This is a genomic window from Pseudomonas sp. OTU750018, from assembly GCF_011636575.1.
Lineage (GTDB): Bacteria > Pseudomonadota > Gammaproteobacteria > Pseudomonadales > Pseudomonadaceae > Aquipseudomonas > Aquipseudomonas peli.
Genome location: NZ_JAAPAU010000001.1, coordinates 199461 through 224219, shown reverse-complemented (window position 1 = coordinate 224219; position 24759 = coordinate 199461). Strand labels below are relative to the sequence as shown.

Genomic DNA, 24759 nt, shown 5'->3' with positions numbered 1-24759 from the left:
AAGGTGCGACTTATAATCGGCCAGATTTTTTCCCGCGACCGACATCCTGTCCAGCGCCTAATGCGTTATTTGGCGTTGCGCCGCATTTTTCTGCGTTGGTGTCGTCCGTATTCTAAAAAAGTTTATAAATCAGTGGTTAGGCAAACCTATGATCAAAATAAAACATGGGCTTGATTTGCCCATAACAGGCGTGCCGGCGCAGCGCATTGAGGCTGCAAGGCCGGTGCGCAGCGTCGCCGTCATAGGCTTCGATTATCACGGTATGAAGCCTTCGATGGAGGTTCAGGTCGGTGATCGGGTCAAGCTTGGCCAGGTGCTGTTCTCGGACAAAAAGTCGCCAGGCGTGCAATACACCGCTCCAGCTGCAGGCGTGATCAGCGCCATTCATCGCGGTGAGAAGCGGGTGCTGCAGTCCGTGGTGATTGATGTCGAGGGCGATGAGCACATCACCTTTGATCAGGTAGCAGTGGATCAGCTGGCGACTGTTGGCGATGCCAAAGTGCGCGAAGTGCTGCTGCAATCGGGTTTGTGGACTGCGCTGCGTGCACGTCCCTTCAGCAAGGTGCCGGCTGCTGATGCGAAACCCAGTTCGATTTTCGTCACGGCCATTGACACCCATCCGCTGGCCGCTGACCCGGCTGTAGTGATTGCCGAGTACGCCGCCGACTTTACCCATGGTTTGCAGGTGCTGAGTAACCTGGCCAAGGTGTTTCTGTGCAAAGCCGAGGGTGCGAGCCTGCCTGGCGAGCAGTTGGGTAATGTGCACACTGAAGCCTTTGCCGGCCCACACCCTGCAGGCTTGCCGGGTACGCACATTCACTTCCTGGATCCGGTCAACGCCACCAAGAGTGTCTGGTCGATCAATTACCAGGACGTGATTGCCATCGGCAAACTGTTCACCACAGGACAGCTGTGGACCGAGCGCGTTGTTGCGCTGGCCGGTCCCGTGGTCGAGCAGCCACGCCTGCTGCGTACCCGTCTGGGCGCGAGCCTCAGCGAGCTGACTGCCGGTCAGCTGCAGCCTGGGTTCAACCGGGTTATTTCCGGCTCAGTGCTGGGTGGCCGTACTGCGCAGGGTGCTTTTGCCTTCCTTGGTCGTTATCACCTGCAAGTGTCCTGCCTGGCCGAAGGGCATGAGCGTGAGCTGATGCATTACCTGCGTGCCGGGGTGAACAAGCATTCGGTGTTGAACATCTTTGTCTCCAAACTGAGTGCTGCGAAGAAGTTCGCGTTCTCCACCACCACCAATGGCAGCCCACGCGCCATGGTGCCGGTGGGCAATTACGAAGCCGTAATGCCGTTGGATATCCTGCCAACTCAACTGCTGCGCTACCTGATTGTCGGTGACACCGAGATGGCCCAGAAACTGGGTTGCTTGGAACTCGACGAAGAAGACTTGGCGCTGTGCACCTACGTGTGTGCCGGCAAGTACGAGTACGGCCCGATCCTGCGCGATAACCTCGCCCGTATTGAGAAGGAGGGTTAAGTCATGGGTATCCGTGCATTCCTCGATAAAATCGAGCACAACTTCGAAAAAGGCGGCAAGTACGAGAACTGGTATGCCCTCTACGAGGCCATCGACACGTTCTTTTATCGCCCCGGTAGCGTGACAAAAACCACTGCCCATGTGCGTGACGGCATTGACCTCAAACGCATGATGATCACTGTGTGGTTGTGTACCTTCCCGATGATGTTTTTCGGGATGTGGAACACCGGTTATCAAGCCAACCTGATTTTCGCGAACAGCCCTGAACTGCTGGCAGCCCAGGAAGGTTGGCGCTTTGCGCTGATCGGTTCACTGGCTGGGTTTGATCCCAACAGCCTATGGGATAACTTTATCCAGGGCGCGGCGTATTTCCTGCCTGTGTATGCCACGGCGTTTATCGTCGGCGGCTTCTGGGAAGTACTATTCGCGTCGATCCGTAAGCATGAAGTCAACGAAGGTTTCTTCGTCACCTCCGTGCTATTCGCCCTGATTCTTCCGCCGAGCATTCCGCTGTGGCAGGTCGCTCTAGGTATCAGCTTCGGTGTGGTGATCGGCAAGGAAGTGTTTGGCGGTACCGGCAAGAACTTCCTGAACCCGGCGCTGACTGGCCGTGCCTTCCTGTTCTTCGCCTATCCGGCGCAGATGTCCGGTGATGCAGTCTGGACCGCGGTTGACGGTTTCGCTGGCGCAACCTCGCTGAGCCTGGCGGCTGCTGGCGGCATTGAGAATGTGGTGAGCAACGGCATCTCCTGGATGGATGCGTTCTTAGGGACTATTCACGGTTCCATGGGTGAGACCAGCACCCTGGCGATTCTGATTGGTGGCGGCATTTTGCTGATTACCAAGATTGCCTCCTGGCGCATTGTGACCGGCGTAATGCTGGGAATGATCGGCTTTAGTCTGTTGCTCAATATGCTCGGTTCGAACACCAACCCGATGTTTGCCATGCCGTGGTACTGGCACCTGGTAGTCGGTGGTTTTGCTTTCGGTATGTTCTTTATGGCAACCGACCCGGTGTCGGCTTCCATGACCAATACCGGTAAGTGGATCTTCGGTGCCCTGATCGGGGTGATGGTGGTGATGATCCGTGTGGTCAACCCAGCGTTCCCTGAAGGCATGATGCTGGCGATCCTGTTCGCCAATCTGTTTGCACCGCTGATCGACCACTTTGTCGTTCAAGCCAATATCAAGCGGAGGCTGGCACGCAATGTCTAGTCAAAAAGAATCCACCGTCCGCACGTTGGTGGTGGCCCTGTTGGTCTGTCTGGTGTGTTCGGTGTTTGTTGCCGGTGCCGCCATTGCGCTGAAACCGACTCAAGTGGAAAACCGTCAGCTGGACAAGCAGCGCAGCATTCTGGCGATTGCTGGTCTAGGCGATGCCAGCATGAGCAGTGCGCAGGTCAAGGCGTTGTTCGCCGAGCGCATCAGTGCGCGCATTGTCGACCTCGACACTGGCACCTTTAGCGATGCGCAGAACCCGGCTACGTTCGACCCTCTGAAAGCGTCCAAAGATCCTAAGCTGTCAGCCGCGCTATCTGGCTCGGACGATATCGCTTCGATCAAACGCCGTGAGCGTTTCACCACGGTTTACCTGGTGGAGCAGGATGGCAAGCTGGAAACGGTTATTCTGCCTGTGCGCGGCTATGGCCTGTGGTCAACGCTTCACGGTTTTATGGCACTGCAGGGCGATCTGAATACGGTGGCTGGCTTCGGTTTCTACCAGCATGCTGAGACCCCGGGTCTGGGCGGCGAAGTGGATAACCCGAAGTGGAAAAGCCTGTGGCTGGGCAAAACCTTGTTTGATGACAAGGGTGAGCTGGCGATTCAGATCATCAAGGGTAACGTCGACGCGCAGAGCGCGCAGGCGACTCACCAGGTTGATGGCCTGGCGGGTGCAACCCTGACCAGCAATGGTGTGAATAACTTGCTGCACTTCTGGCTGGGAGAGAACGGCTTCGCCCAGTTCCTCGCCAATCTGCAAAAAGGGGAGGCCTGATCATGTCGCAGCCGACTATTAAAGAAGTTCTGCTCAACCCGATTTTCAACAACAACCCGATTGGTTTGCAGATTCTGGGTATCTGTTCCGCTCTGGCGGTGACCTCGAACCTGAAAACCGCACTGGTAATGTCGATTGCTCTGACCCTGGTAACCGGGTTCTCCAACCTGTTTATCTCGATGATTCGCAGCCAGATTCCCAGTTCCATCCGTATGATCGTGCAGATGGTGATCATTGCTTCCCTGGTGATCGTGGTCGATCAGGTGCTCAAGGCCTTTGCCTTCAGCCTCTCCAAACAGCTGTCGGTATTCGTCGGTCTGATCATCACCAACTGCATCGTGATGGGCCGTGCTGAAGCCTTTGCCATGCAGAACCCGCCGGTGTTGTCGTTCTTCGACGGCATCGGTAACGGCCTCGGCTACAGCGCCATGCTGATCGTGCTGGGCATTGTTCGTGAGCTGTTCGGCGCGGGCAAACTGATGGGCTACGAGATCATTCCGGTGATCAACGACGGTGGCTGGTACCAGCCTAACGGTATGCTGCTGCTGCCGCCTTCGGCGTTCTTCCTGATCGGCTTGTTCATCTGGGCACTGCGTAGCTGGAAAAAAGATCAGCTGGAGAAGCCAAGCTTCAAGATGGCTCCGCAGGTCTCGAATAAGGAGGCTTACTAATGGAGCATTACCTCAGCTTGCTGGCCAAGGCGGTGTTCGTTGAGAACATGGCATTGGCCTTCTTCCTCGGCATGTGCACCTTTATCGCGATCTCGAAGAAAGTCGAGACCGCGATTGGCCTGGGCATCGCGGTCATCGTGGTGCAGGTCATCACCGTGCCAGCGAACAACCTGATCTACACCTATCTGCTGAAAGATGGCGCCCTGGCCTGGGCCGGTTTGCCGGAAGTGGACCTGAGCTTCCTCGGTCTGCTCAGCTATATCGGGGTGATCGCGGCCATCGTGCAGATCCTCGAGATGTTGCTGGATAAGTATGTACCCAGCCTCTACAACGCCCTGGGGGTTTTCCTGCCGCTGATCACGGTGAATTGCGCCATCATGGGCGGCACCCTGTTCATGGTTGAGCGTGACTACAACCTGGCTGAAAGTACCGTGTATGGCTTTGGTTCCGGCCTGTCGTGGGCGCTGGCGATTGCTGCGCTGGCAGGTATTCGCGAAAAGCTCAAATACAGCGATGTGCCAGACGGCCTGCAGGGCCTGGGTATCACCTTTATTACCATCGGTCTGATGTCTCTGGGCTTTATGTCCTTCTCCGGCGTGCAGTTGTAAGGAAGGGATGCATAGATGATCAATTTAGAGATCCTTATCGCCATCGGCATGTTCACCGGCATCGTGCTGGCGCTGGTGCTGGTTATTCTCGCGGCGCGCGCCAAGCTGGTTTCCAGCGGTGACGTGAGCATCGAGATCAACGGCGAAAAAACCATTGTGGTTCCTGCGGGTGGCAAGTTGCTGCAGACCCTGGCGGCCAACAATATTTTCCTGTCTTCGGCATGCGGCGGCGGCGGTACCTGCGCCCAGTGCAAGTGTGTGGTCGAGCACGGCGGCGGTGAAATGTTGCCAACCGAAGAGGCTGCTTTCACTCGTCGCGAAGCCAAGGCTGGCTGGCGTTTGTCCTGCCAGACTCCGGTCAAGCAGGACATGAAAATCGAAGTGCCGGAAGAAGTGTTTGGCGTGAAGAAGTGGGAGTGCACCGTTGAGTCCAACCCCAACGTGGCCACCTTCATCAAGGAGCTGACGCTGAAATTGCCGGAAGGTGAAAGCGTCGATTTCCGCGCCGGTGGCTATGTGCAGCTGGAATGTCCGCCGCACGAAGTGCATTACAAGGACTTCGATATTCAGGAAGAGTACCGCGGCGACTGGGACAAGTTTAACCAGTGGAAGTATGTGTCCAAGGTCGAAGAGACCGTGATCCGTGCCTACTCCATGGCCAACTACCCGGAAGAAGTGGGTCTGGTGAAGTTCAATATCCGTATTGCGTCGCCGCCACCGGGTAAAGACGATCTGCCACCGGGCAAGATGAGTTCCTACGTATTCAGCCTCAAGCCGGGCGACAAGATTGATGTGTACGGCCCGTTTGGTGAGTTCTTCGCCAAAGACACCGACGCCGAGATGGTCTTCATCGGTGGTGGTGCTGGTATGGCACCGATGCGTTCGCACATCTTCGATCAGCTCAAGCGCTTGAAATCGACCCGCAAGATCAGCTTCTGGTACGGCGCGCGCTCCATGCGTGAAGCCTTCTACGTTGAAGAATACGATCAGCTGCAGGCCGAGAATCCCAACTTCAAGTGGCATCTGGCGCTGTCTGATCCGCTGCCGGAAGATAACTGGACGGGGCTCAAGGGCTTTATCCACAACGTGCTGTACGAGAACTACCTCAAGGACCACCCGGCTCCGGAAGAGTGCGAGTTCTACATGTGCGGCCCGCCCATGATGAACGCCGCCGTGATCAAGATGTTGATCGATCTGGGTGTGGAGGAGGAGAACATCCTGCTCGACGACTTCGGCGGTTAATGATGAGCCATGTGCTACTGCGGCCCGTTATCGCTGTCAGCTTGCTGACAGCCCTAACGGGCTGTTGGTTTTCAGAGCGTGTAGAAGAGTTTGGCGGCCCGACCATGGGCAGCACCTACACCGTCAAATATGTGCGCAGCAAGGATTCACCGAGCGTTGAGTCACTCAAGCGCGAGACCGACGCCATCCTGGCTGAGGTTGACGTGCAGATGTCGACCTATCGCGATGATTCCGCCATCGAGCAATTCAACCAGACCCCAGCGGGTACTTGTCAGACCATGCCGGACGGGGTGCTGGAGCTGGTCGACGCCGGACGCCTGCTGCATGAGCAAAGTCAGGGTGCACTCGACCTGACCTTGGAGCCGCTGCTCAATCTGTGGGGTTTCGGTCCCAAGGCGCGCGCCGAGAAGGTGCCGACCACTGAGCAATTGGTCGCCGCGCGTGCGCGGGTGGGCATGCAGCACCTGCGTCGTGACGGGCAGCAGCTGTGCAAAGAGGTTGATGTCCAGGTCGACTTCAACAGCGTTGCCGCCGGTTATGCGGTGGACAAGCTTGTGCAGCGCTTCACTGAACTGGGCGTGACCAGTTATATGGTTGAGGTAACCGGTGAGCTTAAGGCCGCGGGTAAAAAGCCCGACGGTCAGCCTTGGCGCATTGGCCTGGAGGCCCCGCAGGACGGCCAGCGTGTCGCCCAGCGGGTGCTGGCGGTGGATGGCTACGGCATTTCTACCTCAGGTGATTACCGCAATTACTTCGAGGAAGAGGGGCAGCGCTATTCGCACACACTCGATCCGTTGACCGGTGCGCCTATCACCCACAAGCTGGCAGCGGTAACCGTGGTGGACAAATCGACCTTGCGCGCCGATGGCTTGTCTACAGTGTTAATGGTGATGGGCACTGAGCGTGGCCTGGCATTTGCTGAGCGCATGGGGATTGCAGCGTTTTTCGTGACCCGTGAAGGTGACGCTTTCGTCACACAGACAACTCAGGCTTTCGAGCAGCTATTCGCTGCAGGAGACGAGCAATGACGTTTTTAGTGGTGTTTCTGGTCATGGTGCTGGTAGTCGGCATGATGGCTGTGGGTGTGATCATGGGCCGCAAGCCCATTGCCGGTTCTTGTGGCGGTATCGCCAACTTGGGTATCGAGAAGGAATGCTCGATCTGTGGTGGTAGCCGCGAGAAGTGCGAGGAGATCAACAGCGACCCGCAAGGCAAAACCGAAGACCTGGCCTACGACGCGACCAAACGCTAATCGTCCTGCGGCCGGCTAAAAGGCTAGGCTTGCAGCTACGAATTGATTGTCAGGCTGCGTGCGCAGTGCTGGCCCTGCCGAGAGTGCGGTACAAGTGCTCCGGTGTGATCTGAAGGAGTAAACATGGCGGTCTACAACTACGACGTAGTGGTGCTGGGTTCCGGCCCTGCAGGTGAAGGCGCGGCAATGAACGCGGCCAAGGCCGGGCGCAAGGTGGCCGTGGTCGACAGCCGCCGCGAAGTTGGCGGTAACTGCACCCACTTGGGCACTATCCCGTCCAAGGCACTGCGTCATTCGGTGCGGCAGATTATGCAGTTCAACACCAACCCGATGTTCCGTCAGATCGGTGAGCCGCGTTGGTTCTCCTTTCCGGATGTGCTGAAAAGTGCCGAGCGGGTCATCGCCAAACAGGTCAGTTCGCGCACTGGTTACTACGCCCGTAACCGTATTGATGTGTTCTTCGGCACCGGCAGCTTTGCTGATGAGCACACCATTGAAGTGGTGTGCGCCAATGGCGTGGTGGAAAAACTGGTGGCCAAGCAGATCGTCATTGCTACCGGCTCTCGTCCATACCGCCCACTGGACGTGGACTTTAATCATTCGCGCATCTACGACAGCGACACCATTCTCAGCCTGGGTCATACCCCGCGGCGCATCATCATTTACGGAGCGGGTGTAATCGGCTCTGAGTACGCTTCGATCTTCAGTGGCTTGGGCGTATTGGTCGACTTGATCGACAACCGCGATCAACTGCTGAGTTTCCTTGATGCGGAAATCTCCGATGCGCTGAGTTACCACCTGCGTACTAATAATGTGCTCATTCGCCACAATGAAGAGTACGAAAGTGTCGAAGGGCTGGATAACGGGGTCATCCTGCACCTCAAGTCCGGTAAGAAGATCAAAGCCGACGCCTTCCTCTGGTGCAACGGCCGTACTGGCAATACCGATCAGCTAGGTCTGGAAAATATTGGCATCAAGGTCAATAGCCGTGGCCAGATCGAGGTTGATCAGAATTACCGCACCCAGGTGTCGAACGTCTACGCGGCGGGCGACGTGATTGGCTGGCCGAGTTTGGCCAGTGCGGCCGCCGACCAGGGCCGTTCGGCTGCGGGCAGCATCGTCGACAATGGCAGCTGGCGCTTCGTTGATGACGTGCCAACCGGCATCTACACCATTCCGGAAATCAGCTCGATTGGTAAGAACGAGCGCGAGCTGACTCAGGCCAAGATCCCTTATGAGGTCGGTAAGGCGTTCTTCAAAGGTATGGCCCGTGCGCAGATTTCCCATGAGCCGGTGGGCATGCTCAAGCTGCTGTTCCACCGTGAAACCCTGGAAGTGCTCGGCGTACATTGCTTCGGTTACCAAGCCTCGGAAATTGTGCATATCGGCCAGGCGATCATGAACCAGAAGGGTGAAGCCAACACCATCAAGTATTTCGTCAACACCACCTTCAATTACCCGACCATGGCGGAGGCCTACCGGGTGGCGGCGTTCGACGGCCTCAACCGGCTTTTTTGAGCGGCTCCGGCCGGTGGCCTGAGCCGGCCGGGGAGAACCCGTTCAGCGACTCCAGCGACTGGCGTTGGCCTAATCGCGAAAGTTTCTGATCAGGCTTAACGAAAAACCGGCCCTTGCGGCCGGTTTTTTCGTTTCTGTAGCTGGGCTATCCGGGAGGTTATTCCAGGGTCGCCACGGCCAGGCCGGGAAAGTCGGTGATGATGCTGTCCACGCCGAAGTCTGCCAGGCGGCGCATCAGGGTCGGTTCGTTGACCGTCCACACCGAGACGTGCAAGCCGGCTTTCTGCGCTTTGAGCAGGCGTTCCGGGGTGCACAGCGTCCAGTTCAGCGCGAGCAGGTGACAGCCGTAGTGCTTGGCCACTTTCAATGGATCGAGCCAGGCGTATTCTGCGACCAGGCCACGTTGCAGGTGCGGCGTCAGGCGTTGCAGGGCGCCGAGCACTTCGCGGGAGCTGGAGGTTACGGTGACTTTGTCCGTCAGCTGGTAGCGCTCGGCCAATTCGGCAATCGCCTTGACCATACGCGCGGAGCGAACCTTCGAGGCGCTTTTGACTTCCAGTTGCCAGTGCTCGAAATCACAGTGCTGGAACAGCTCTTCCAGTCGCGGGATCGGGCATGGCGTAACGGCGCCAGGGCCGCCTCTGCGTGCGTCGTAAGTCACCAGCTCGGCCGCATCATGCTCAACGACCTTGCCGCGATGGCCGGTGGTGCGCTTGAGGGTTGGGTCGTGAATCACCATCAGCTCGCCATCGCGCGACAGGTGCAGGTCCAGTTCGCAGCGGCGCACGCCGTGCTTGAGGCATTGCTGGAAGCTGGCCAGGGTATTTTCCGGCACCTCGCCTTTGGCGCCGCGATGTCCATAGATGACTGTCACTGTTGCTCCTTGTCGGGCAGGGTTGCGCCGGGCTGATGATGACGCACGCTGTTGATCACGTGTTTGTGCTCGAAGTAGACGCTGAACTCACGGTAGTCCCAGCGGGTGATCGGTGGGTTACCAACGCTAGGATGTTCTTCATCGGCCAGGCCGAAACGCTCGAGTACCGCGCGTTGTGATTCGCCAAACTGCGGCAGCTGCAGTGTGCCGCCACCTTGCTGGCCGATAGGAATTTGCAGGGTATCGGCGTAAGCGCCGAGAGGCAGGAGCAGGGCGAGAAGTAGAAACAGACGTTGCATGGTGGCTCGCTATCAGGGTTGCAGAGGTTGCTCGCGGGCCTGGCGACGCTCCAGGGCCTGGCGCTGCAGAATATGCCGGGCAAGTAGCTGGCGCTGGGCATCGGTCAGGGCCTCGAATTCTGCACCGATCTCAAATTGTTGTGAGGGCAATGCTTGGCAATGCACCACCTTGGCCCGCAACAGCAGCCCCAGGGCTTGCGGCATCAGCACCATTTTCAGCGCCAGGTGCGCGCCGGCAGCGACCGGTTGAGGGTTATTGAAGCTGACACCGCCCTCGGACAGACTGACCCTGCGCGGCGTACCAATGTCGCGCAGCAGGCTCTGCGCCACGGCCTGACCGAGCAAGTCGATGCGCTTGTTCATCACCTTGAGGTAGTTGGCCAGGGTGCGATCGCGTTCGGTGATGTGCCGCAGCAGGTGCTGCGACTCGAAGTCCATCAGGTGCAGGTCGCTGAGCAGGTTGAACAATGGCGAGTTGTCGTGAAGCTCGTCACTGGCCAGGGCTTCGGCGCCTGAGAGTAGGGTGAATTCCAGTGCGATCGTATCGTCGATACGATAGTATTCGCGGCGATCATCTTCATCTTGAGTCGGCATGGCGAACCCATGGCAGCAGTAGTGGTCAGAGTGTAAGGCTGCTCGCCAAGCCCCGCCACAAGGACGTTTCTTTTTCCCTCGAATCAGCCCCGACATGTTCAGACCTCTGTTCGTATTTATCGGCACGCGCTACACGCGGGCCAAGCGTCGCAACCACTTCGTATCCTTTATTTCCCTGACCTCGATGATCGGGCTGGCACTTGGTGTGCTGGTGATGATTCTGGTGCTGTCGGTGATGAACGGCTTCGACCATGAAATGCGCACCCGCGTGCTCGGCATGGTGCCGCACGCCACTGTCGAGAGCGCCACGCCGATCAAGGACTGGCGCAGCCTGGCCGACAAGGCGCAGAGCAACCCGCAGGTGCTTGCGGTTGCGCCCTTTAGCCAGATGCAGGGCCTGCTGACCAACGACGGGAAGGTGCAGAAAGTGCTGATCAATGCGGTCGACCCGCAGGAAGAAGCCAAGGTCTCGATCATCGGCAACTTCTTTCAGCAGGGTCGCCTGGAGGCGTTGCAGCCCGGTGAATTCGGCATGGTGCTGGGCGACAAGGCCGCGGCCAAGCTCGGCGTCGGTCTGGGTGACAAGGTCACCTTTGTAGCGCCAGAAGTGACCGTTACCCCTGCCGGTATGTTTCCACGGCTTAAGCGGTTTACCGTGGTCGGTATTTTCCATGTCGGCGCCGGCGAGATCGACGGTCACCTGGCCCTGACCCATGTGCAGGATCTGGCGCGCTTGCAGCGCTGGCAGGCCGATCAAGTGCAGGGTATTCGTCTGAAGTTCGCTGATCTATTTGAAGCTCCGCGCACCGCTTGGGCATTGGCGCAAACCTTGGGTGAGGGTGACTACTATGCCCGCGACTGGACCCGTACCCACGGCAACCTGTACCAGGCGATCCGCATGGAGAAGGCGATGATTGGCCTGCTGCTGTTGCTGATCGTTGCGGTCGCTGCGTTCAACATCATTTCCACCCTGGTCATGGTGGTTACCGACAAGAAGGGCGATATCGCTATTCTGCGTACCCTGGGCGCGACGCCACGGCAGATCATGGCGATCTTTATGGTCCAGGGCACGGTGATCGGCGTATTCGGCACGGCGATTGGCGCGGTGCTGGGCTGCCTTGCCGCTTTGAATATCAGCAGTGCGATTGCTGCGTTGGAAGGGTTATTGGGGATCAAGTTTCTCAATGCCGATGTGTATTTCATCGACTACCTGCCCTCGCAGCTGATGCTGGCGGATGTGCTGCTGGTCTGTGGCGCGGCGTTGATTCTCAGTTTCTTCGCCACCCTCTACCCGGCGTGGCGCGCAGCGCGTACCCAGCCTGCGGAGGCCCTGCGTTATGAATGATCAGGTTATGAGTGATTCGGTTATGCAAGATCGTGCAGTGTTGAGTTGTCGCAACCTCGGTAAAAGCTACGACGAGGGCCCGCAATCAGTGGTGGTGCTGCATGATTTGCAGCTGGAACTGCACCCCGGCGAGCGCGTGGCGATTGTTGGCAGCTCTGGTTCGGGTAAGAGCACCTTGCTGAATATGCTCGGTGGCCTGGATACGCCGAGCACCGGCAGCGTCTGGCTGGCGGGCGAGGAGTTGTCGGCGCTGAATGAAAAACAGCGCGGTCTGCTGCGTAACCGCGCCCTGGGTTTCGTTTACCAGTTCCATCACCTGCTGCCGGAATTTACCGCGCTGGAGAACGTGTGCATGCCGTTGTTGATTGGTCGCACGCCGATCAGCGAAGCGCGTCAGCGTGCCACGGCGCTGCTGGAGCGGGTTGGCCTCGGCCATCGCCTGGCGCACAAGCCGTCCGAGCTATCCGGTGGTGAGCGTCAGCGTGTGGCCATCGCCCGTGCGCTGGTCAATCAGCCGGGTCTGGTGCTGCTCGATGAACCCACTGGCAACCTCGATCATCACACTGCGCAAGGCATTCAGGACCTGATGAAGGAGCTGAGCAGCTCGTCGCAGACCGCCTTTCTGGTGGTGACCCACGACATGGCGCTGGCCCAGCAGATGGACCGCATTCTGCGCCTGGAAGACGGCAAGCTGGTGGCCGCCTGATGTTTCGTCCGCTGAGTATCTTTATCGGTATCCGCTATACCGGGGCCAAGCGGCGCAATCACTTTATTTCCTTTATCTCGATGACTTCGATGATTGGCCTGGCCTTGGGTGTGTTGGCCATGATCGTGGTGCTGTCGGTGATGAACGGTTTTCAGAAGGAAATGAGCACGCGCATCCTCGGTATGGTGCCGCACGCCAGCATCGTCGGGACGCAGCCGCTGGATAACTGGCAGCAGGTCGCTGCAGCCGCGAAGAACAATCCGCAAGTAGTCGCGGCAGTGCCGTTTGCCGAGCTCGAAGGCATGCTTTCGGTGCGCGGTGCGATGCAGCCGGTGCAGTTGCACGGCATCGATCCGGCGCTGGAACCGCAAGTGTCGATCATCGACAAGCATATGCAGCAAGGCCGCCTGAGCGACCTGCGTGAGGGTGAGTTCGGTGTGGTGCTCGGCGAGATCACCGCGCGGCGCTTTCAGCTGCGGGTGGGCGACAAGCTGGCGCTAATCGTGCCGGAGCTAAGCACTGTGCCGGGCGGTATAAGCCCGCGTATGCAGCGCCTTAACGTGGTCGGCATCTTTAAAGTGGGTGCTGAGCTGGACAGCTCGCTGGCGCTGATTCACGTTGCTGATGCGGCGTACATCCAACGTATGCAGCCGGGCCAGGTGCAGAGCGTGCGCCTGAAGCTGAAAGACCTCTACCAGGCGCCACAAGTCGCCGCGCAGATTGTCAGTGAGCTGGGCGCGGGTTACAGCTCAGCGGACTGGACTCTGACCCAGGGCAGCCTGTTCAGTGCAATGAAGATGGAGAAGACCATGATCGGCCTGTTGCTGCTGCTGATCGTTGCAGTGGCGGCCTTCAATATCATTGCCACGCTGATCATGGTGGTGGCAGACAAGGGCGCGGATATCGCCATTCTGCGCACCTTGGGTGCGACGCCGGCTCAGATAATGGGCATCTTTATGGTGCAAGGTACGGTGATCGGCGTGATCGGTACTGTGATTGGCGCGGTGCTGGGGATTCTCGCGGCGCTGAATGTTAGCCAGCTGGTGGGTTGGATCGAGCGCTTGAGCGGTCAGCAGGTGATGAGTTCGGATGTGTATTTCATCAGCAACCTGCCGTCTGAGTTGCTGCTGTCTGATGTGCTGTTGATCTGCGGTGCAGCGTTCAGCCTGAGCTTTCTGGCTACCGTTTACCCATCCTGGCGAGCATCGCGCATTCAACCTGCTGAGGCGTTGCGTTACGAATAAGCTACGCTGGCAGAAACAAAAAAGCCGTTACTCAGTAACGGCTTTTTTGCATCAGTGCTGTACGTCTTGCTGCCGACGTTTTTCCTGGCGTTTGCGCCAGTTGTGTCGCACCCACCAACGCCAGTAAGCGTTGGTGGCGAAGTAGCCGATCAGGGCGAACAGCAGACCGAGTACTAACGAGCCCAGATAGAGCGGCTGCCAGTGGGTTTGCAGAACATGACCGACCCAGCTAAGGGTGATGTGATCAGGCATTTGCAGGGTAGGCGTGTTCATCAGCCAGGCGCCGAACTTGTAGCTGCAGTAGAAAACCGGCGGCATGGTGATCGGGTTGGTCAGCCAGACCAGGCCAATCGAAATCGGCAGGTTACCCCGGGCTGGAATCGCCACGGCGGCGGCGGCGGCCATTTGCATGGGCATGGGGATCATTGCCCAGAATAGACCGATGGCCATGGCGCGTGAAACAGAATGGCGATTGAGGTGCCAGAGGTTGGGATCGTGGATCAGGCTGCCCAGAAAGCGCAGGGATTTATTGCCCTTGATACGGTCTGGGTGGGGCATGTAGCGCTTGAATAAACGACGCGGCATGAAGGCTCTCTGGCGGGTAAAAGCGCAGACATTATGCACTCTTTGATGGCAGTCTGTTTTCACACTTTGTGACAGCAAATAAGCAAAAGCTGATCGATAGGTTAAATGCTGTATTCGACTCACGGAGCGAGTCTATGCGCACAGGGATTTTCGCGCTGGTGGTCGGACTGCTGGTGCTGCGCTTCCTTCCGGCTTTGCCGCCCTTATGGCTGCTGGCTGTTCTGCCGGTCGCCGGTTTGATGCTGTTGCCATTTCGCAGCTATCCCATTGCCTTGTTTCTATTTGGCTTCACTTGGGCGTGCGTATCGGCGCAGTGGGCGTTGGATGATCGCCTGGCGCAGCAGTTGGATTCGCGTACCTTGTGGCTTCAAGGGCAGGTGGTCGGTCTGCCCGAAGTGGGCGAGGGCGTGGTGCGCTTCCAGCTGGAGCAGGTAGTTTCCCGACGTGACAGATTGCCCGCACGTTTGCGTCTGGCCTGGTATGGCGGGCCGGCAGTGCGCGCCGGTGAAACCTGGCGTTTAGCCGTACGCCTCAAACGCCCTCATGGTCTGGTCAACCCTCAGGCATTCGATTACGAAGCCTGGCTGCTGGCACAACGCATCGGCGCCACCGGTACGGTTAAAAGTGGTGAGCTGATTGCCCCTGCCAGTGGAACAGGGGCCTGGCGCGACCGCTTGCGTCAGCAGCTCTTGGCAACGCCCGCACATGGCCGCGAAGGCGCGTTGGCGGCTCTGGTGTTGGGGGACGACTCGGGGCTGTCGACTGCAGATTGGCAGGTACTGCAGAACACCGGCACGGTGCACCTGATGGTGATCTCCGGCCAGCATATTGGTCTGTTGGCGGCGCTGTTATATGGCCTGGTTGCCAATTTGGCGCGCCTAGGACTTTGGCCGTGCAGTTGGCCCTGGCTGCCTAGTGCCTGTCTGTTGGCTTTTCTTGGTGCGTTGGCGTACGGCGTATTGGCAGGGTTTGAAGTACCAGTACAGCGCGCTTGCGTGATGATCGGCCTGGTGTTGCTCTGGCGCTGGCGCTTTCGCCATCTGGGTGTGTGGTTGCCCGTGTTGGTGGCATTACTTGCAGTGTTGCTGGGCGAGCCGTTGGCCAGTTTGCAACCAGGGTTCTGGTTGTCCTTTGGCGCAGTGATGCTGCTGATCCTGATTTTCAGCGGTCGGCTCGGTGCCTGGTCCTGGTGGAGCACCCTCCTGCGCGCGCAAGAGGCGATGGCCATCGGCTTGTTGCCGTTGCTGCTTGCCCTCGGTTTACCGGTGAGTGCCAGTGGCCCCTTGGCCAATCTGGTGGCTGTTCCCGTGGTGGGATTACTGGTGGTGCCGCTGGCATTGCTCGGCACCTTATTGCTGCCCGTGCCTGTGGTGGGGGCTGCGCTGCTCTGGGTAGCAGGCTGGGTGCTGGACCTGCTGTTCGAGTTATTGACGCAATTGGCCCTGTGGCTGCCGGCCTGGTTGCCCAGCGCCTTGCCGTTCTGGGCCTGGCTGCTGGTGGCGTTTGGTGCGCTGGTGTTGCTACTGCCGGCCGCTTTGCCGATGCGCAGTCTGGGCGCGTTATTGCTGCTGCCCTTGTTGTTCAGCCCGCAGCAGCGCCCGGAATACGGGCGAGCCGAGGTGTGGATGCTGGATGTCGGTCAGGGTCTGGCTGTGCTGGTGCGCACCCAGTCGCATGACCTGCTGTATGACGCCGGCCCGCGCTTTGGCGAGTTCGATACTGGCGAACGCATAGTGCTGCCATCGTTGCGCGCATTGGATGTGCGTGGGCTCGATCTGCTGCTGATCAGCCATGCCGATAACGATCACGCCGGTGGCGCCGCAGCGATCCAGCGCGGTCTGCCAGTCAGGCAGGTGCTCAGTGGCGAAGCGGATAAGCTCGAGCCTTCACTACAGGCCCAAGCTTGCGCCAGTGATCAGCACTGGCAGTGGGATGGCGTGCAATTCAGTACCTGGCGCTGGGATGGTGCGAGCGATGGCAATCAAGCGTCCTGCGTGCTGCGCATTGAGGCCAACGGCGAGCGGCTGTGGCTGACCGGTGACATCGATAGCCATGCCGAGCGGGCATTGCTCAACAGCGGTCTGGTCATGCCGGCAGAGTGGTTGCTGGCGCCGCACCATGGCAGTCGCAGTTCATCTTCGGCGGCTTTTCTGGAAAAGGTCAGACCCACAGCTGCGCTGGTTTCCCGTGGTGCGCATAATGCCTTTGGCCATCCGCATGCCGAAGTTATTGAGCGTTACCGGACGTTGGAGGCGCGGTTGTACGACACCGTCGAGCAGGGCGCGGTAAGGATTCGTTTAGGCGCATTCGAGCCTGCGCAGGGTTTGCGCTATCGAGCACGTTTTTGGCGGGAAAAATGAGAACGGCGGCGGTCGGCGAGGCCGCGACCCTATGCTAGAGTGGCGCCACTTTTGTGAAGGGGATCTGCCACCGTGTGGGAACTGGTTAAAGCTGGCGGCTGGATGATGCTGCCGATCATTCTGTGTTCTATCGCTGCGGCCGGCATCATTGCCGAGCGCCTGTGGACGCTGCGGCCGAGCCGCATCACCCCACCCAACCTGCTCGGTCAGGTGTGGAAGTGGATCAAGGATAAAAAACTCAATAACCAGAAACTCAAGGAGCTGCGCGCCAACTCGCCGTTGGGGCAGATCCTCGCAGCCGGTCTGGCCAACTCCAAACATGGTCGCGAGATCATGAAAGAGTGCATCCAAGAAGCTGCCGGGCGGGTCATTCATGATCTGGAGCGCTACCTGAATGCCCTGGGTACCATTGCCGGTATCGCGCCGCTGCTGGGTTTGCTTGGTACGGTGCTGGGCATGATCGAAATCTTCAGCTCCTTTATGGGCTCGGGCATGGCAAATGCGTCCTTGCTCGCTGGCGGTATTTCCAAGGCGCTGATTACTACGGCGGCGGGTCTGATGGTGGCCATTCCGGCACTGTTCTTCCACCGTTACCTGCAGCGCCGCGTCGATGAGCTGGTGGTCGGCATGGAGCAGGAGGCTATTCGCCTGGTGGAAGTGGTGCAGGGCGACCGTGACGTCGACATGGGCGAGGACAAGGCGTGAAATTCCGGCGCAAACCGCGGGAGAACGTCGAGATCAACCTGGCCTCGTTGATCGACGTGGTGTTTATCCTGCTGCTGTTCTTCGTGGTCACCACCACCTTTACCCGTGAGACTCAGCTCAAGGTCGACCTGCCGGAGGCCGCCACCGGCACGCCGCCGGAACAGACCGAACTGAAGCAGCTGGAAATCCTGATTGCCGCCGATGGCAGCTACTCGCTGAATGCCAAGCAGTTGCTGAAAAGCGATCTGGAAAGCCTGATGGCAGCGCTGCAGAAGGAATCGGAAGGTGATAACAGCCTGCCACTGATCATCAGCGCCGATGCCAAGGCCCAGCATCAGGCGGTGATTACCGCCATGGATGCGGCCGGCAAGCTGGGTTTTGCTCATCTGCGCATGACCACCATCGAGGCGCAAGCCGCGCCTTGAGGGTTGCCCACTGATGAGCCTGTCCGCACGCCTCACTGCTGCCTGGTACGCCGGTCATCCGGCGCTGGGCCTGCTGCGTCCGCTGGAGTGGCTGTATCGCGCTGTGGTACAGCGTAAGCGTGCGCGTTTTCTGGCCGGTGAGGGCGAGATCTACCGTGCTCCCGTGCCGGTGGTGGTGGTCGGCAATATAACCGTCGGCGGCACCGGCAAGACCCCGATGATTCTCTGGCTGATCGAGCATTGCCGCCGTCAGGGGCTGCGCGTCGGTGTGGTCAGTCGCGGCTATGGCGCGCAGCCGCCGCAGCTGCCCTGGCGCGTGCAGGCCGATCAGGCCGCCAGCGTGGCCGGTGATGAGCCGCTGCTAATTGTGCAACGCAGCGGCGTGCCGCTGATGATTGATCCTGATCGCAGTCGCGCGGTGGCTGCCTTGCTGGTGGCCGAGCCGCTGGACCTGATCCTCAGTGATGACGGCTTGCAGCACTACCGCCTGGCTCGAGATCTCGAATTGGTGCTGATCGATGCCGCGCGCGGCTTGGGCAATCGCCATTGCCTGCCTGCCGGCCCGCTGCGGGAACCGGTTGAGCGCCTACAGAGTGTGGATGCGCTGCTGTATAACGGCGCGTCTAGCGATCCGCAGGATGGCTACGGTTTTACCCTGCAGCCACGCACCTTGGTCAACCTGCGCAGTGGCGAGCAGCATCCGCTCAGTCATTTCCCGGCCGGACAGGCCCTGCACGCGGTCGCCGGTATTGGTAACCCGCAGCGTTTCTTCAATACCCTCGAAGGGCTACACTGGCTGCCTGTTGCGCATGCCTTTGCCGACCATGCGCCGTACAGTGCCGAGCTGCTGAATTTCAGCCCGGCGCTGCCGGTGCTGATGACGGAAAAGGATGCGGTCAAGTGCCGTGCCTTTGCGGCTGACGATTGGTGGTACCTGGCGGTGGATGCCGAGCCTTCGGCCGCGTTTGTCGCCTGGTTTGATCGGCAATTGCAGCGTCTTGTGCCGCGCGCCTGACTGTTCTGATCATTCGGCGGCCTCATCCGCCTAAGCAGCTGCTTCCTCTCAAGGATCTCCCATGGACCCGAAACTACTCGACATTCTCGCCTGCCCACTGTGCAAGGGCCCGCTGAAGCTCGCCGCTGACAAGAGCGAGCTGATCTGCAAGGCAGACGCACTGGCTTTCCCGGTGCGCGATGGCATCCCGGTGATGCTGGAAACTGAAGCCCGCACCCTCAACGTCGACGAGCGCCTGGACAAGTAAATGAGCACTGCCTTTACCGTTGTGATTCCGGCGCGTTTTGCTTCCAGCCGCCTGCCGGGCAAGCCGCTGCAGGATATTGCCGGCAAACCGATGATTCAGCATGTCTGGGAACAGGCGTGCAAAAGCAGCGCGCAGCAGGTGGTCGTCGCCACTGACGATGCGCGCATCGTTGAGGCGTGTCAGGGCTTTGGTGCGCAGGTGGTGTTGACCCGCGTCGATCACAATTCAGGCACCGACCGTCTGGCCGAGGTGGCGACGGCTCTAGGCCTGGCTGCTGACGCCATCGTGGTCAACGTACAGGGTGATGAGCCGCTGATTCCGCCATCGATCATTGATCAGGTGGCGGCCAATTTGGCAGCGAATCCGCAGGCGGCAATCGCCACCCTGGCTGAGCCGATTGAGGATGTGCAGGCGCTGTTCAACCCCAATGTGGTCAAGGTAGTCAGCGACAAGACTGGCCTTGCCCTTACCTTTAGCCGTGCGCCGCTGGCCTGGGCGCGGGATGCCTTCGCCAAGAACCGTGACGAGCTGCCAGCAGGCGTGCCATACCGTCGCCACATCGGCATCTACGCCTACCGTGCGCAGTTTCTGCATGACTTCGTCGCCTGGGGCCCGTGCTGGCTGGAAGACACCGAGTGCCTGGAGCAGCTGCGCGCGCTCTGGCATGGCGTGCGTATCCATGTCGCCGATGCCCTTGAAGCGCCGTCTGCGGGTGTCGACACACCGGAAGACCTGGAGCGGGTTCGTCGCCTGCTGGGGGCCTGATGCGCGTTCTGTTTGTCTGCCTGGGCAATATATGCCGCTCACCCACGGCCGAAGGCGTGTTGCGCCACAAGCTGCGTGAAGCCGGGCTGGAAGGGCGCGTCGAAGTAGATTCGGCCGGCACTGGTGACTGGCACGTGGGCAAGGCTGCTGATCTGCGCACGCGTCAGGCTGCGCAGCAGCGTGGCTATGACCTGTCTGCGCTGCGCGGTCGGCAGGTCAAAGCGGCGGATTTTCATGCCTTTGACCTGATTCTGGCGATGGATAACAGCAACCTGCACGACCTGCAGCAGCTGCGTGCGGGCAATGATGCGGCCGAGTTGGACCTATTTCTGCGTCGTTATCAGTTGGAGCTGGATGAAGTGCCGGACCCCTATTACGGTGGTGAAGCCGGTTTTGCCCAGGTGCTGGATTTGATCGAGCAGGCCTGTGATGCCCTGGTTATCGAACTCAAGGGGCGCTTATGAGCTTGCAGGTGCGCACCCAGGTATCGCTGAAGCCCTATAACAGCTTTGCCGTCCAGGCCCAGGCCAGCCATTTTGCCGAGGCTGAGAATGATCAGCAGGTGCGCGAAGCGCTGAGCTATGCGCAAACGCAGCAGTTGCCGCTGTTGTTGCTCGGTGGCGGCAGCAATCTGCTGCTCACCGCTGACGTTGAGGCGCTGGTTTTGCGCATGGCCAGTCGCGGTATTCGCGTACTCAGCGATGACGGCGAGCGTGTGCTGATTGAGGCGGAAGCGGGGGAGTCCTGGCATCCATTTGTGCAGTGGACGCTGGCGCAAGGTTTTGCCGGTTTGGAAAACCTCAGCCTGATTCCTGGCACCGTGGGTGCGGCGCCGGTACAGAATATCGGTGCGTACGGCGTTGAACTGAAGGATCTGTTTGCCGGTTTGACTGCTTTGGATAGGCACAGTGGCGAGCTGCGTGAGTTTTCTTTGCAGGACTGCGCCTTTGCCTACCGCGATAGCTTGTTCAAGCGCGAAAGCGGGCGCTGGGTCATCCTGCGGGTGCGCTTTGCCTTGAGCCGCGCGGCTGCGCTGCATCTGGATTACGGTCCGGTTCGTCAGCGTCTGGCGGAGCAGGGCATTGGTGTCCCGACGGCGCTGGATGTCAGTCAGGCCATCTGCGTCATTCGCAGCGAAAAACTGCCTGACCCGGCTGAGCTAGGCAATGCTGGCAGCTTCTTCAAGAACCCGCTGGTATCGGGTGAGCTGGCGCAACGCTTGCGCGCTGAGCATGCCGATCTGGTGGCTTATGCTCAGGCAGACGGACAGGTCAAGCTGGCCGCCGGCTGGTTGATCGAGCGGGCGGGCTGGAAGGGCTTTCGTGACGGTGATGCAGGTGTGCATCGTTTGCAGGCGCTGGTGCTGGTGAATTACGGTGCAGCCACCGGGGCGCAGTTGTTGGCACTGGCGCAGCGTATCCAGGCGGATATCGCCCAGCGTTTTGCGGTGGAGTTGGAGATCGAGCCAAACGTGCTGTAAGGCGTTTGGCGGCAGGCTGCGACCAGCGTATTGATCGCGCTGTAATAAAAGCCAGAACGCAAAAGGGGATGCCGAAGCATCCCCTTTTTTATTGCCTAGCGGATCAGACCTGCGGTTTGACCGCTTCTTTATCCTGCTCGTCAGCTTCTACTTCAGTAAACAGTGAGCTTTGCGGCTCCTGGCTTACTTCTGCTTCTACTTGCGCGGCGGTTTCGGCCTTGGGCTCGACTGCTTCGATGCTCGCAGGTGCTTCGGCTGCAGTTTCAACTACGGCTTCGGCAACCACTTCTGCAGCCGGCTCTTCAGCTACCGGTGCAGCAGCTTCAACCTGTACGGCAGCAGCTGGTGCTTCGGCGGCTTCGCGGGCGAGACGCTCGGCTTCACGCTGACGACGACGCACTTCGCGCGGATCGTTAGGCGCGCGACCGCTGCTGCTGACGGCAACAACAGGGGCAGCTTCGGCTGCTACAACTTCAGCTATTACGGCTTCGGCAACCGGCTCGGGTGCGGTAACCACGGCAGGCGCTTCAACAACCTCTGCAACCGGAGCTGGCGCCTCTACAACAGCAGGTGCTGGTGCAGCTTCGCTGACTTCGGTGGCATATACAGGTGCTTCGCTGGATTCGACAACCGGGTTGCTTACTGCTTCTACAACTACTGCCTCAACAGCGGCTTGTGGCGCTTCAGCGGCAGCGACTTCGCGTGGCTGCTCCTGCTCGACAACTACCGGTGCTGCTTCAACGGTTGCTTGGGCAGTTTCGTCTGCGCCGGTGATAACGGCGGCGGTTACTGCTGCAACTGTTGCGTTGTCGGCATCAGCTGATACTTCTGCGCCTTCCTCACTGCCTTCGATCGGGTTGCCGTTGGCATCGTTCTGGCGCTCGCGACGATTGCTGCGACGACGCTGGCCACGGGAGCGGCGACGTGGGCGATCGCCACCTTCGCTGCCTTCCTGCTCATCGTCCTGTAGCGCTTCTTCAGCGTTCAGTACTTCTTCATCGGCGGCTACAGCGGCCTGCTCAGCACGCGGCTGACGCTCTTCACGCGGTGCGCGCGGCTGGCGTGGTTCGCGTTGTGGGCGTTCGGCACGGACTTCTTCGCTGACCGTTGCGCTATCACCCGGTGCGGCATCCAGTGGCTCACGCAGTTCGCGCGGCTGGCGCTCTTCACGTGGCTTGCGGTCGCGCGGCTGACGCTCTTCGCGCGGTGGGCGCGATTGGCGCACTTCCTGCGGCTGACGAACTTCTACAACGTCGCGTGGGCTGCGTTCTTCACGTGGCGCACGTTCCTCGCGCGGTGCGCGTTCTTCACGGGCAACGCGTGGCTGACGTTCTTCGCGCGGTGCGCGCTCTTCACGAGGGCCGCGGTCTTCACGTGGTTTACGCTCTTCGCTGCTGCGACCACCGCGGTTGCGGTTCTGTTGGCGACCGTTACGACGCTCATCGCTGCGCTGAGGGCGTTCGCTGGTTTTCTTCTCGACGACGGCAGGCTTTTCCTCTTCCTTACCAGCGAACAGGCTGACCAGCGACTTGACCAGGCCTTTGAACAGGCTTGGCTCAGCGGCAGCAACAGGCTGTGCGGCTACTGCTTCAACCGGAGTTGGTGCAGTGCGCTGCGGCGCGGTTTTGATCGCTGCTTCCTGGCGAACCAGGGTGCGCGTTGCGGCGGCCTGCTTCTCTTCTTCCACTTCAATAGTCGCCATTTCATAGCTGGACTGAGTGGATTGCGCTTCAGGGCTGTCGTCACGGATGCGCGTAACTTCGAAGTGCGGTGTTTCCAAGTGATCATTCGGAATGATCACGATGCGTGCACGCGTGCGCAGTTCGGTCTTGGTGATCGAGTTGCGTTTTTCGTTGAGCAGGAAGGCGGCAACTGGAATTGGCACTTGTGCGCGGACTTCAGCAGTGCGGTCTTTCAGGGCTTCTTCTTCGATCAGGCGCAGAATGGCCAGCGAAAGCGATTCGACGTCGCGGATGATGCCTTGACCATTGCAGCGTGGGCAGACGATACCGCTGCTTTCGCCCAGGGATGGACGCAGGCGCTGGCGCGACATTTCCAGCAGGCCAAAACGCGAGATACGGCCCACTTGTACGCGGGCGCGGTCGGCTTCCAGGCTTTCACGGACTTTTTCTTCCACGGCGCGTTGGTTCTTCGCCGGGGTCATGTCGATAAAGTCGATGACGATCAGGCCGCCGATGTCACGCAGACGCAGTTGGCGGGCGATTTCTTCAGCCGCTTCCAGGTTGGTCTGCAGGGCGGTTTCTTCGATGTCGCTGCCTTTGGTGGCGCGTGCCGAGTTGATGTCGATGGACACCAGGGCTTCGGTTGGGTCGATAACAATCGAACCGCCGGACGGCAATTTCACTTCACGCTGGAAAGCTGTTTCGATCTGGCTTTCGATCTGGAAGCGGTTGAACAGCGGCACGCTGTCTTCATACAGCTTGATCTTACTGGCGTACTGCGGCATCACCTGGTTGATGAAACTCAGGGCTTCCTGCTGCGCTTCGATGCTGTCGACCAGTACTTCGCCGATGTCCTGGCGCAGGTAGTCGCGGATTGCGCGGATGATCACGTTGCTTTCCTGATAGATCAGGAAGGGGGCAGCGCGGTCCAACGAGGCTTCTTTAATCGCGGTCCAGAGCTGCAGCAGATAGTCGAGGTCCCACTGCATTTCTTCACTGGAGCGGCCGAGGCCTGCGGTGCGCACGATCAAGCCCATGTCGCTTGGGGCGACCAGGCCGTTCAGTGCTTCACGCAGCTCATTACGCTCTTCGCCTTCGATACGACGCGAGATGCCACCAGCACGTGGGTTGTTCGGCATCAGCACCAGGTAACGACCGGCGAGGCTGATAAAGGTGGTTAGGGCTGCGCCCTTGTTGCCACGCTCTTCTTTCTCGACCTGAACAATTACTTCCTGGCCTTCCCGGAGCACGTCTTTAATGTTGACGCGACCTTCTGGGGCCTTGCTGAAGTATTCGCGGGAGATTTCTTTGAGTGGCAGAAAACCGTGACGCTCAGAGCCGAAGTCGACGAAGGCAGCTTCAAGGCTGGGCTCTACACGGGTAATTTTACCCTTATAGATGTTGGATTTTTTCTGCTCACGGGCGCCGGACTCGATGTCCAGGTCGTAGAGTTTCTGCCCATCTACTAGGGCAACACGCAACTCTTCGGGCTGAGTTGCGTTAATCAGCATTCTTTTCATGTAGTACCGTCGGTTTCCGGTGCTGGCGGAAGCGGCGTTCGGCACACACGACTTCAGGGGTCGGTGTCAGGTGCGTCAGGAACGGTCGTAAAGCGTTCCAGTGTCTAGCGGCGGTCAGCCAATTGTGCTGGGCCGCGACG

25 protein-coding genes are annotated in these 24759 nt (G+C 59.4%); 20 read left to right on the top strand and 5 right to left on the bottom strand.

From position 1 onward, the window contains the following. Window positions 1-148: 148 nt before the first annotated feature. From HCI85_RS01145 to sthA, 9 genes are all read left to right on the top strand, one after another. Window positions 149-1486: a Na(+)-translocating NADH-quinone reductase subunit A gene (locus HCI85_RS01145; protein ID WP_160084928.1), complete on the top strand. Its 1338-nt coding sequence runs from the start codon at window positions 149-151 to the stop codon at window positions 1484-1486. Window positions 1487-1489: 3 nt separating this feature from the next. Next, window positions 1490-2701 carry an NADH:ubiquinone reductase (Na(+)-transporting) subunit B gene (locus HCI85_RS01140; RefSeq protein WP_167141198.1) on the top strand — a complete coding sequence of 404 codons (1212 nt, stop codon included), beginning with the start codon at window positions 1490-1492 and terminating at the stop codon, window positions 2699-2701. Further along, window positions 2694-3482 (top strand): Na(+)-translocating NADH-quinone reductase subunit C, encoded by a 789-nt coding sequence (locus HCI85_RS01135; RefSeq protein ID WP_160084926.1) that lies wholly within the window; start codon window positions 2694-2696, stop codon window positions 3480-3482. The genes HCI85_RS01140 and HCI85_RS01135 overlap by 8 nt, the downstream gene beginning before the upstream one ends. Further along, window positions 3479-4153, top strand: coding sequence for an NADH:ubiquinone reductase (Na(+)-transporting) subunit D (locus HCI85_RS01130; RefSeq protein ID WP_170049031.1), 675 nt, complete (start codon window positions 3479-3481; stop codon window positions 4151-4153). Before HCI85_RS01135 ends, HCI85_RS01130 begins: the two co-directional genes overlap by 4 nt. Next, on the top strand, window positions 4153-4761 hold the full coding sequence (nqrE, locus tag HCI85_RS01125; RefSeq protein ID WP_090248035.1) for an NADH:ubiquinone reductase (Na(+)-transporting) subunit E: 609 nt from the start codon (window positions 4153-4155) through the stop codon (window positions 4759-4761). Before HCI85_RS01130 ends, nqrE begins: the two co-directional genes overlap by 1 nt. Before the next feature lie 15 nt (window positions 4762-4776). Beyond that, the gene (gene nqrF, locus HCI85_RS01120) at window positions 4777-6003 is read left to right on the top strand and encodes an NADH:ubiquinone reductase (Na(+)-transporting) subunit F (RefSeq protein WP_160084924.1); all 1227 of its coding nucleotides are present in this window, start codon (window positions 4777-4779) and stop codon (window positions 6001-6003) included. A gap of 104 nt (window positions 6004-6107) precedes the next feature. After that, window positions 6108-7031: an FAD:protein FMN transferase gene (locus tag HCI85_RS01115; protein WP_241693708.1), complete on the top strand. Its 924-nt coding sequence runs from the start codon at window positions 6108-6110 to the stop codon at window positions 7029-7031. After that, window positions 7028-7255: a (Na+)-NQR maturation NqrM gene (gene nqrM / locus HCI85_RS01110; protein ID WP_167141192.1), complete on the top strand. Its 228-nt coding sequence runs from the start codon at window positions 7028-7030 to the stop codon at window positions 7253-7255. The genes HCI85_RS01115 and nqrM overlap by 4 nt, the downstream gene beginning before the upstream one ends. Window positions 7256-7378: 123 nt before the next feature. Then, the gene (sthA, locus tag HCI85_RS01105) at window positions 7379-8773 is read left to right on the top strand and encodes a Si-specific NAD(P)(+) transhydrogenase (protein WP_090248029.1); all 1395 of its coding nucleotides are present in this window, start codon (window positions 7379-7381) and stop codon (window positions 8771-8773) included. Between the two features lie 157 nt (window positions 8774-8930). Here the strand turns inward: sthA and HCI85_RS01100 are convergent, their stop codons facing one another. Genes HCI85_RS01100 through HCI85_RS01090 form a run of 3 tightly spaced genes read right to left on the bottom strand, consistent with a single transcriptional unit; the run spans window position 8931 to window position 10540 of the window. Beyond that, entirely contained in the window at window positions 8931-9647 is a 717-nt protein-coding gene (locus HCI85_RS01100) for a glycerophosphodiester phosphodiesterase (protein ID WP_167141190.1), read from the bottom strand. Beyond that, the gene (locus tag HCI85_RS01095; RefSeq protein WP_167141188.1) at window positions 9644-9946 is read right to left on the bottom strand and encodes a phosphodiesterase; all 303 of its coding nucleotides are present in this window, start codon (window positions 9944-9946) and stop codon (window positions 9644-9646) included. The genes HCI85_RS01100 and HCI85_RS01095 overlap by 4 nt, the downstream gene beginning before the upstream one ends. A 12-nt stretch (window positions 9947-9958) precedes the next feature. Continuing rightward, entirely contained in the window at window positions 9959-10540 is a 582-nt protein-coding gene (locus HCI85_RS01090; protein WP_167141186.1) for a PilZ domain-containing protein, read from the bottom strand. A gap of 94 nt (window positions 10541-10634) precedes the next feature. Between HCI85_RS01090 and HCI85_RS01085 the strand changes: the two genes are divergently transcribed. From HCI85_RS01085 to HCI85_RS01075, 3 genes are read left to right on the top strand one after another with little or no spacing between them, the layout of a single operon-like run. Continuing rightward, on the top strand, window positions 10635-11885 hold the full coding sequence (locus HCI85_RS01085) for a lipoprotein-releasing ABC transporter permease subunit (RefSeq protein WP_167141184.1): 1251 nt from the start codon (window positions 10635-10637) through the stop codon (window positions 11883-11885). 22 nt (window positions 11886-11907) lie between these two features. Then, the gene (gene lolD, locus HCI85_RS01080) at window positions 11908-12591 is read left to right on the top strand and encodes a lipoprotein-releasing ABC transporter ATP-binding protein LolD (protein WP_167144197.1); all 684 of its coding nucleotides are present in this window, start codon (window positions 11908-11910) and stop codon (window positions 12589-12591) included. Continuing rightward, entirely contained in the window at window positions 12591-13835 is a 1245-nt protein-coding gene (locus HCI85_RS01075; protein ID WP_167141182.1) for a lipoprotein-releasing ABC transporter permease subunit, read from the top strand. The genes lolD and HCI85_RS01075 overlap by 1 nt, the downstream gene beginning before the upstream one ends. Window positions 13836-13886: 51 nt before the next feature. Here HCI85_RS01075 and HCI85_RS01070 read toward each other — a convergent pair whose 3' ends face one another. Beyond that, window positions 13887-14420 carry a DUF2062 domain-containing protein gene (locus HCI85_RS01070; protein ID WP_090248020.1) on the bottom strand — a complete coding sequence of 178 codons (534 nt, stop codon included), beginning with the start codon at window positions 14418-14420 and terminating at the stop codon, window positions 13887-13889. Between the two features lie 134 nt (window positions 14421-14554). Between HCI85_RS01070 and HCI85_RS01065 the strand changes: the two genes are divergently transcribed. From HCI85_RS01065 to murB, 8 genes are all read left to right on the top strand, one after another. Further along, window positions 14555-16780 carry a DNA internalization-related competence protein ComEC/Rec2 gene (locus HCI85_RS01065; RefSeq protein ID WP_167141180.1) on the top strand — a complete coding sequence of 742 codons (2226 nt, stop codon included), beginning with the start codon at window positions 14555-14557 and terminating at the stop codon, window positions 16778-16780. Window positions 16781-16852: 72 nt separating this feature from the next. Beyond that, entirely contained in the window at window positions 16853-17485 is a 633-nt protein-coding gene (locus HCI85_RS01060; protein WP_090248017.1) for a MotA/TolQ/ExbB proton channel family protein, read from the top strand. Further along, a complete protein-coding gene (locus HCI85_RS01055) occupies window positions 17482-17910 on the top strand; it encodes an ExbD/TolR family protein (RefSeq protein ID WP_090248015.1) in 429 nt (142 codons plus the stop codon). Before HCI85_RS01060 ends, HCI85_RS01055 begins: the two co-directional genes overlap by 4 nt. A gap of 13 nt (window positions 17911-17923) precedes the next feature. Then, a complete protein-coding gene (lpxK, locus tag HCI85_RS01050) occupies window positions 17924-18925 on the top strand; it encodes a tetraacyldisaccharide 4'-kinase (protein ID WP_167141177.1) in 1002 nt (333 codons plus the stop codon). Window positions 18926-18986: 61 nt separating this feature from the next. Further along, on the top strand, window positions 18987-19172 hold the full coding sequence (locus HCI85_RS01045; RefSeq protein ID WP_090387286.1) for a Trm112 family protein: 186 nt from the start codon (window positions 18987-18989) through the stop codon (window positions 19170-19172). Continuing rightward, a complete protein-coding gene (gene kdsB, locus HCI85_RS01040; protein WP_160084915.1) occupies window positions 19173-19937 on the top strand; it encodes a 3-deoxy-manno-octulosonate cytidylyltransferase in 765 nt (254 codons plus the stop codon). It begins immediately after the preceding gene. Then, complete coding sequence (locus HCI85_RS01035) at window positions 19937-20401, top strand: low molecular weight protein-tyrosine-phosphatase (protein ID WP_160084914.1); 465 nt, start codon at window positions 19937-19939, stop codon at window positions 20399-20401. The genes kdsB and HCI85_RS01035 overlap by 1 nt, the downstream gene beginning before the upstream one ends. After that, entirely contained in the window at window positions 20398-21417 is a 1020-nt protein-coding gene (gene murB / locus HCI85_RS01030; RefSeq protein WP_160084913.1) for a UDP-N-acetylmuramate dehydrogenase, read from the top strand. The genes HCI85_RS01035 and murB overlap by 4 nt, the downstream gene beginning before the upstream one ends. A 103-nt stretch (window positions 21418-21520) precedes the next feature. Here the strand turns inward: murB and rne are convergent, their stop codons facing one another. Further along, complete coding sequence (gene rne / locus HCI85_RS01025) at window positions 21521-24619, bottom strand: ribonuclease E (protein ID WP_167141175.1); 3099 nt, start codon at window positions 24617-24619, stop codon at window positions 21521-21523. Window positions 24620-24759: the final 140 nt, after the last annotated feature.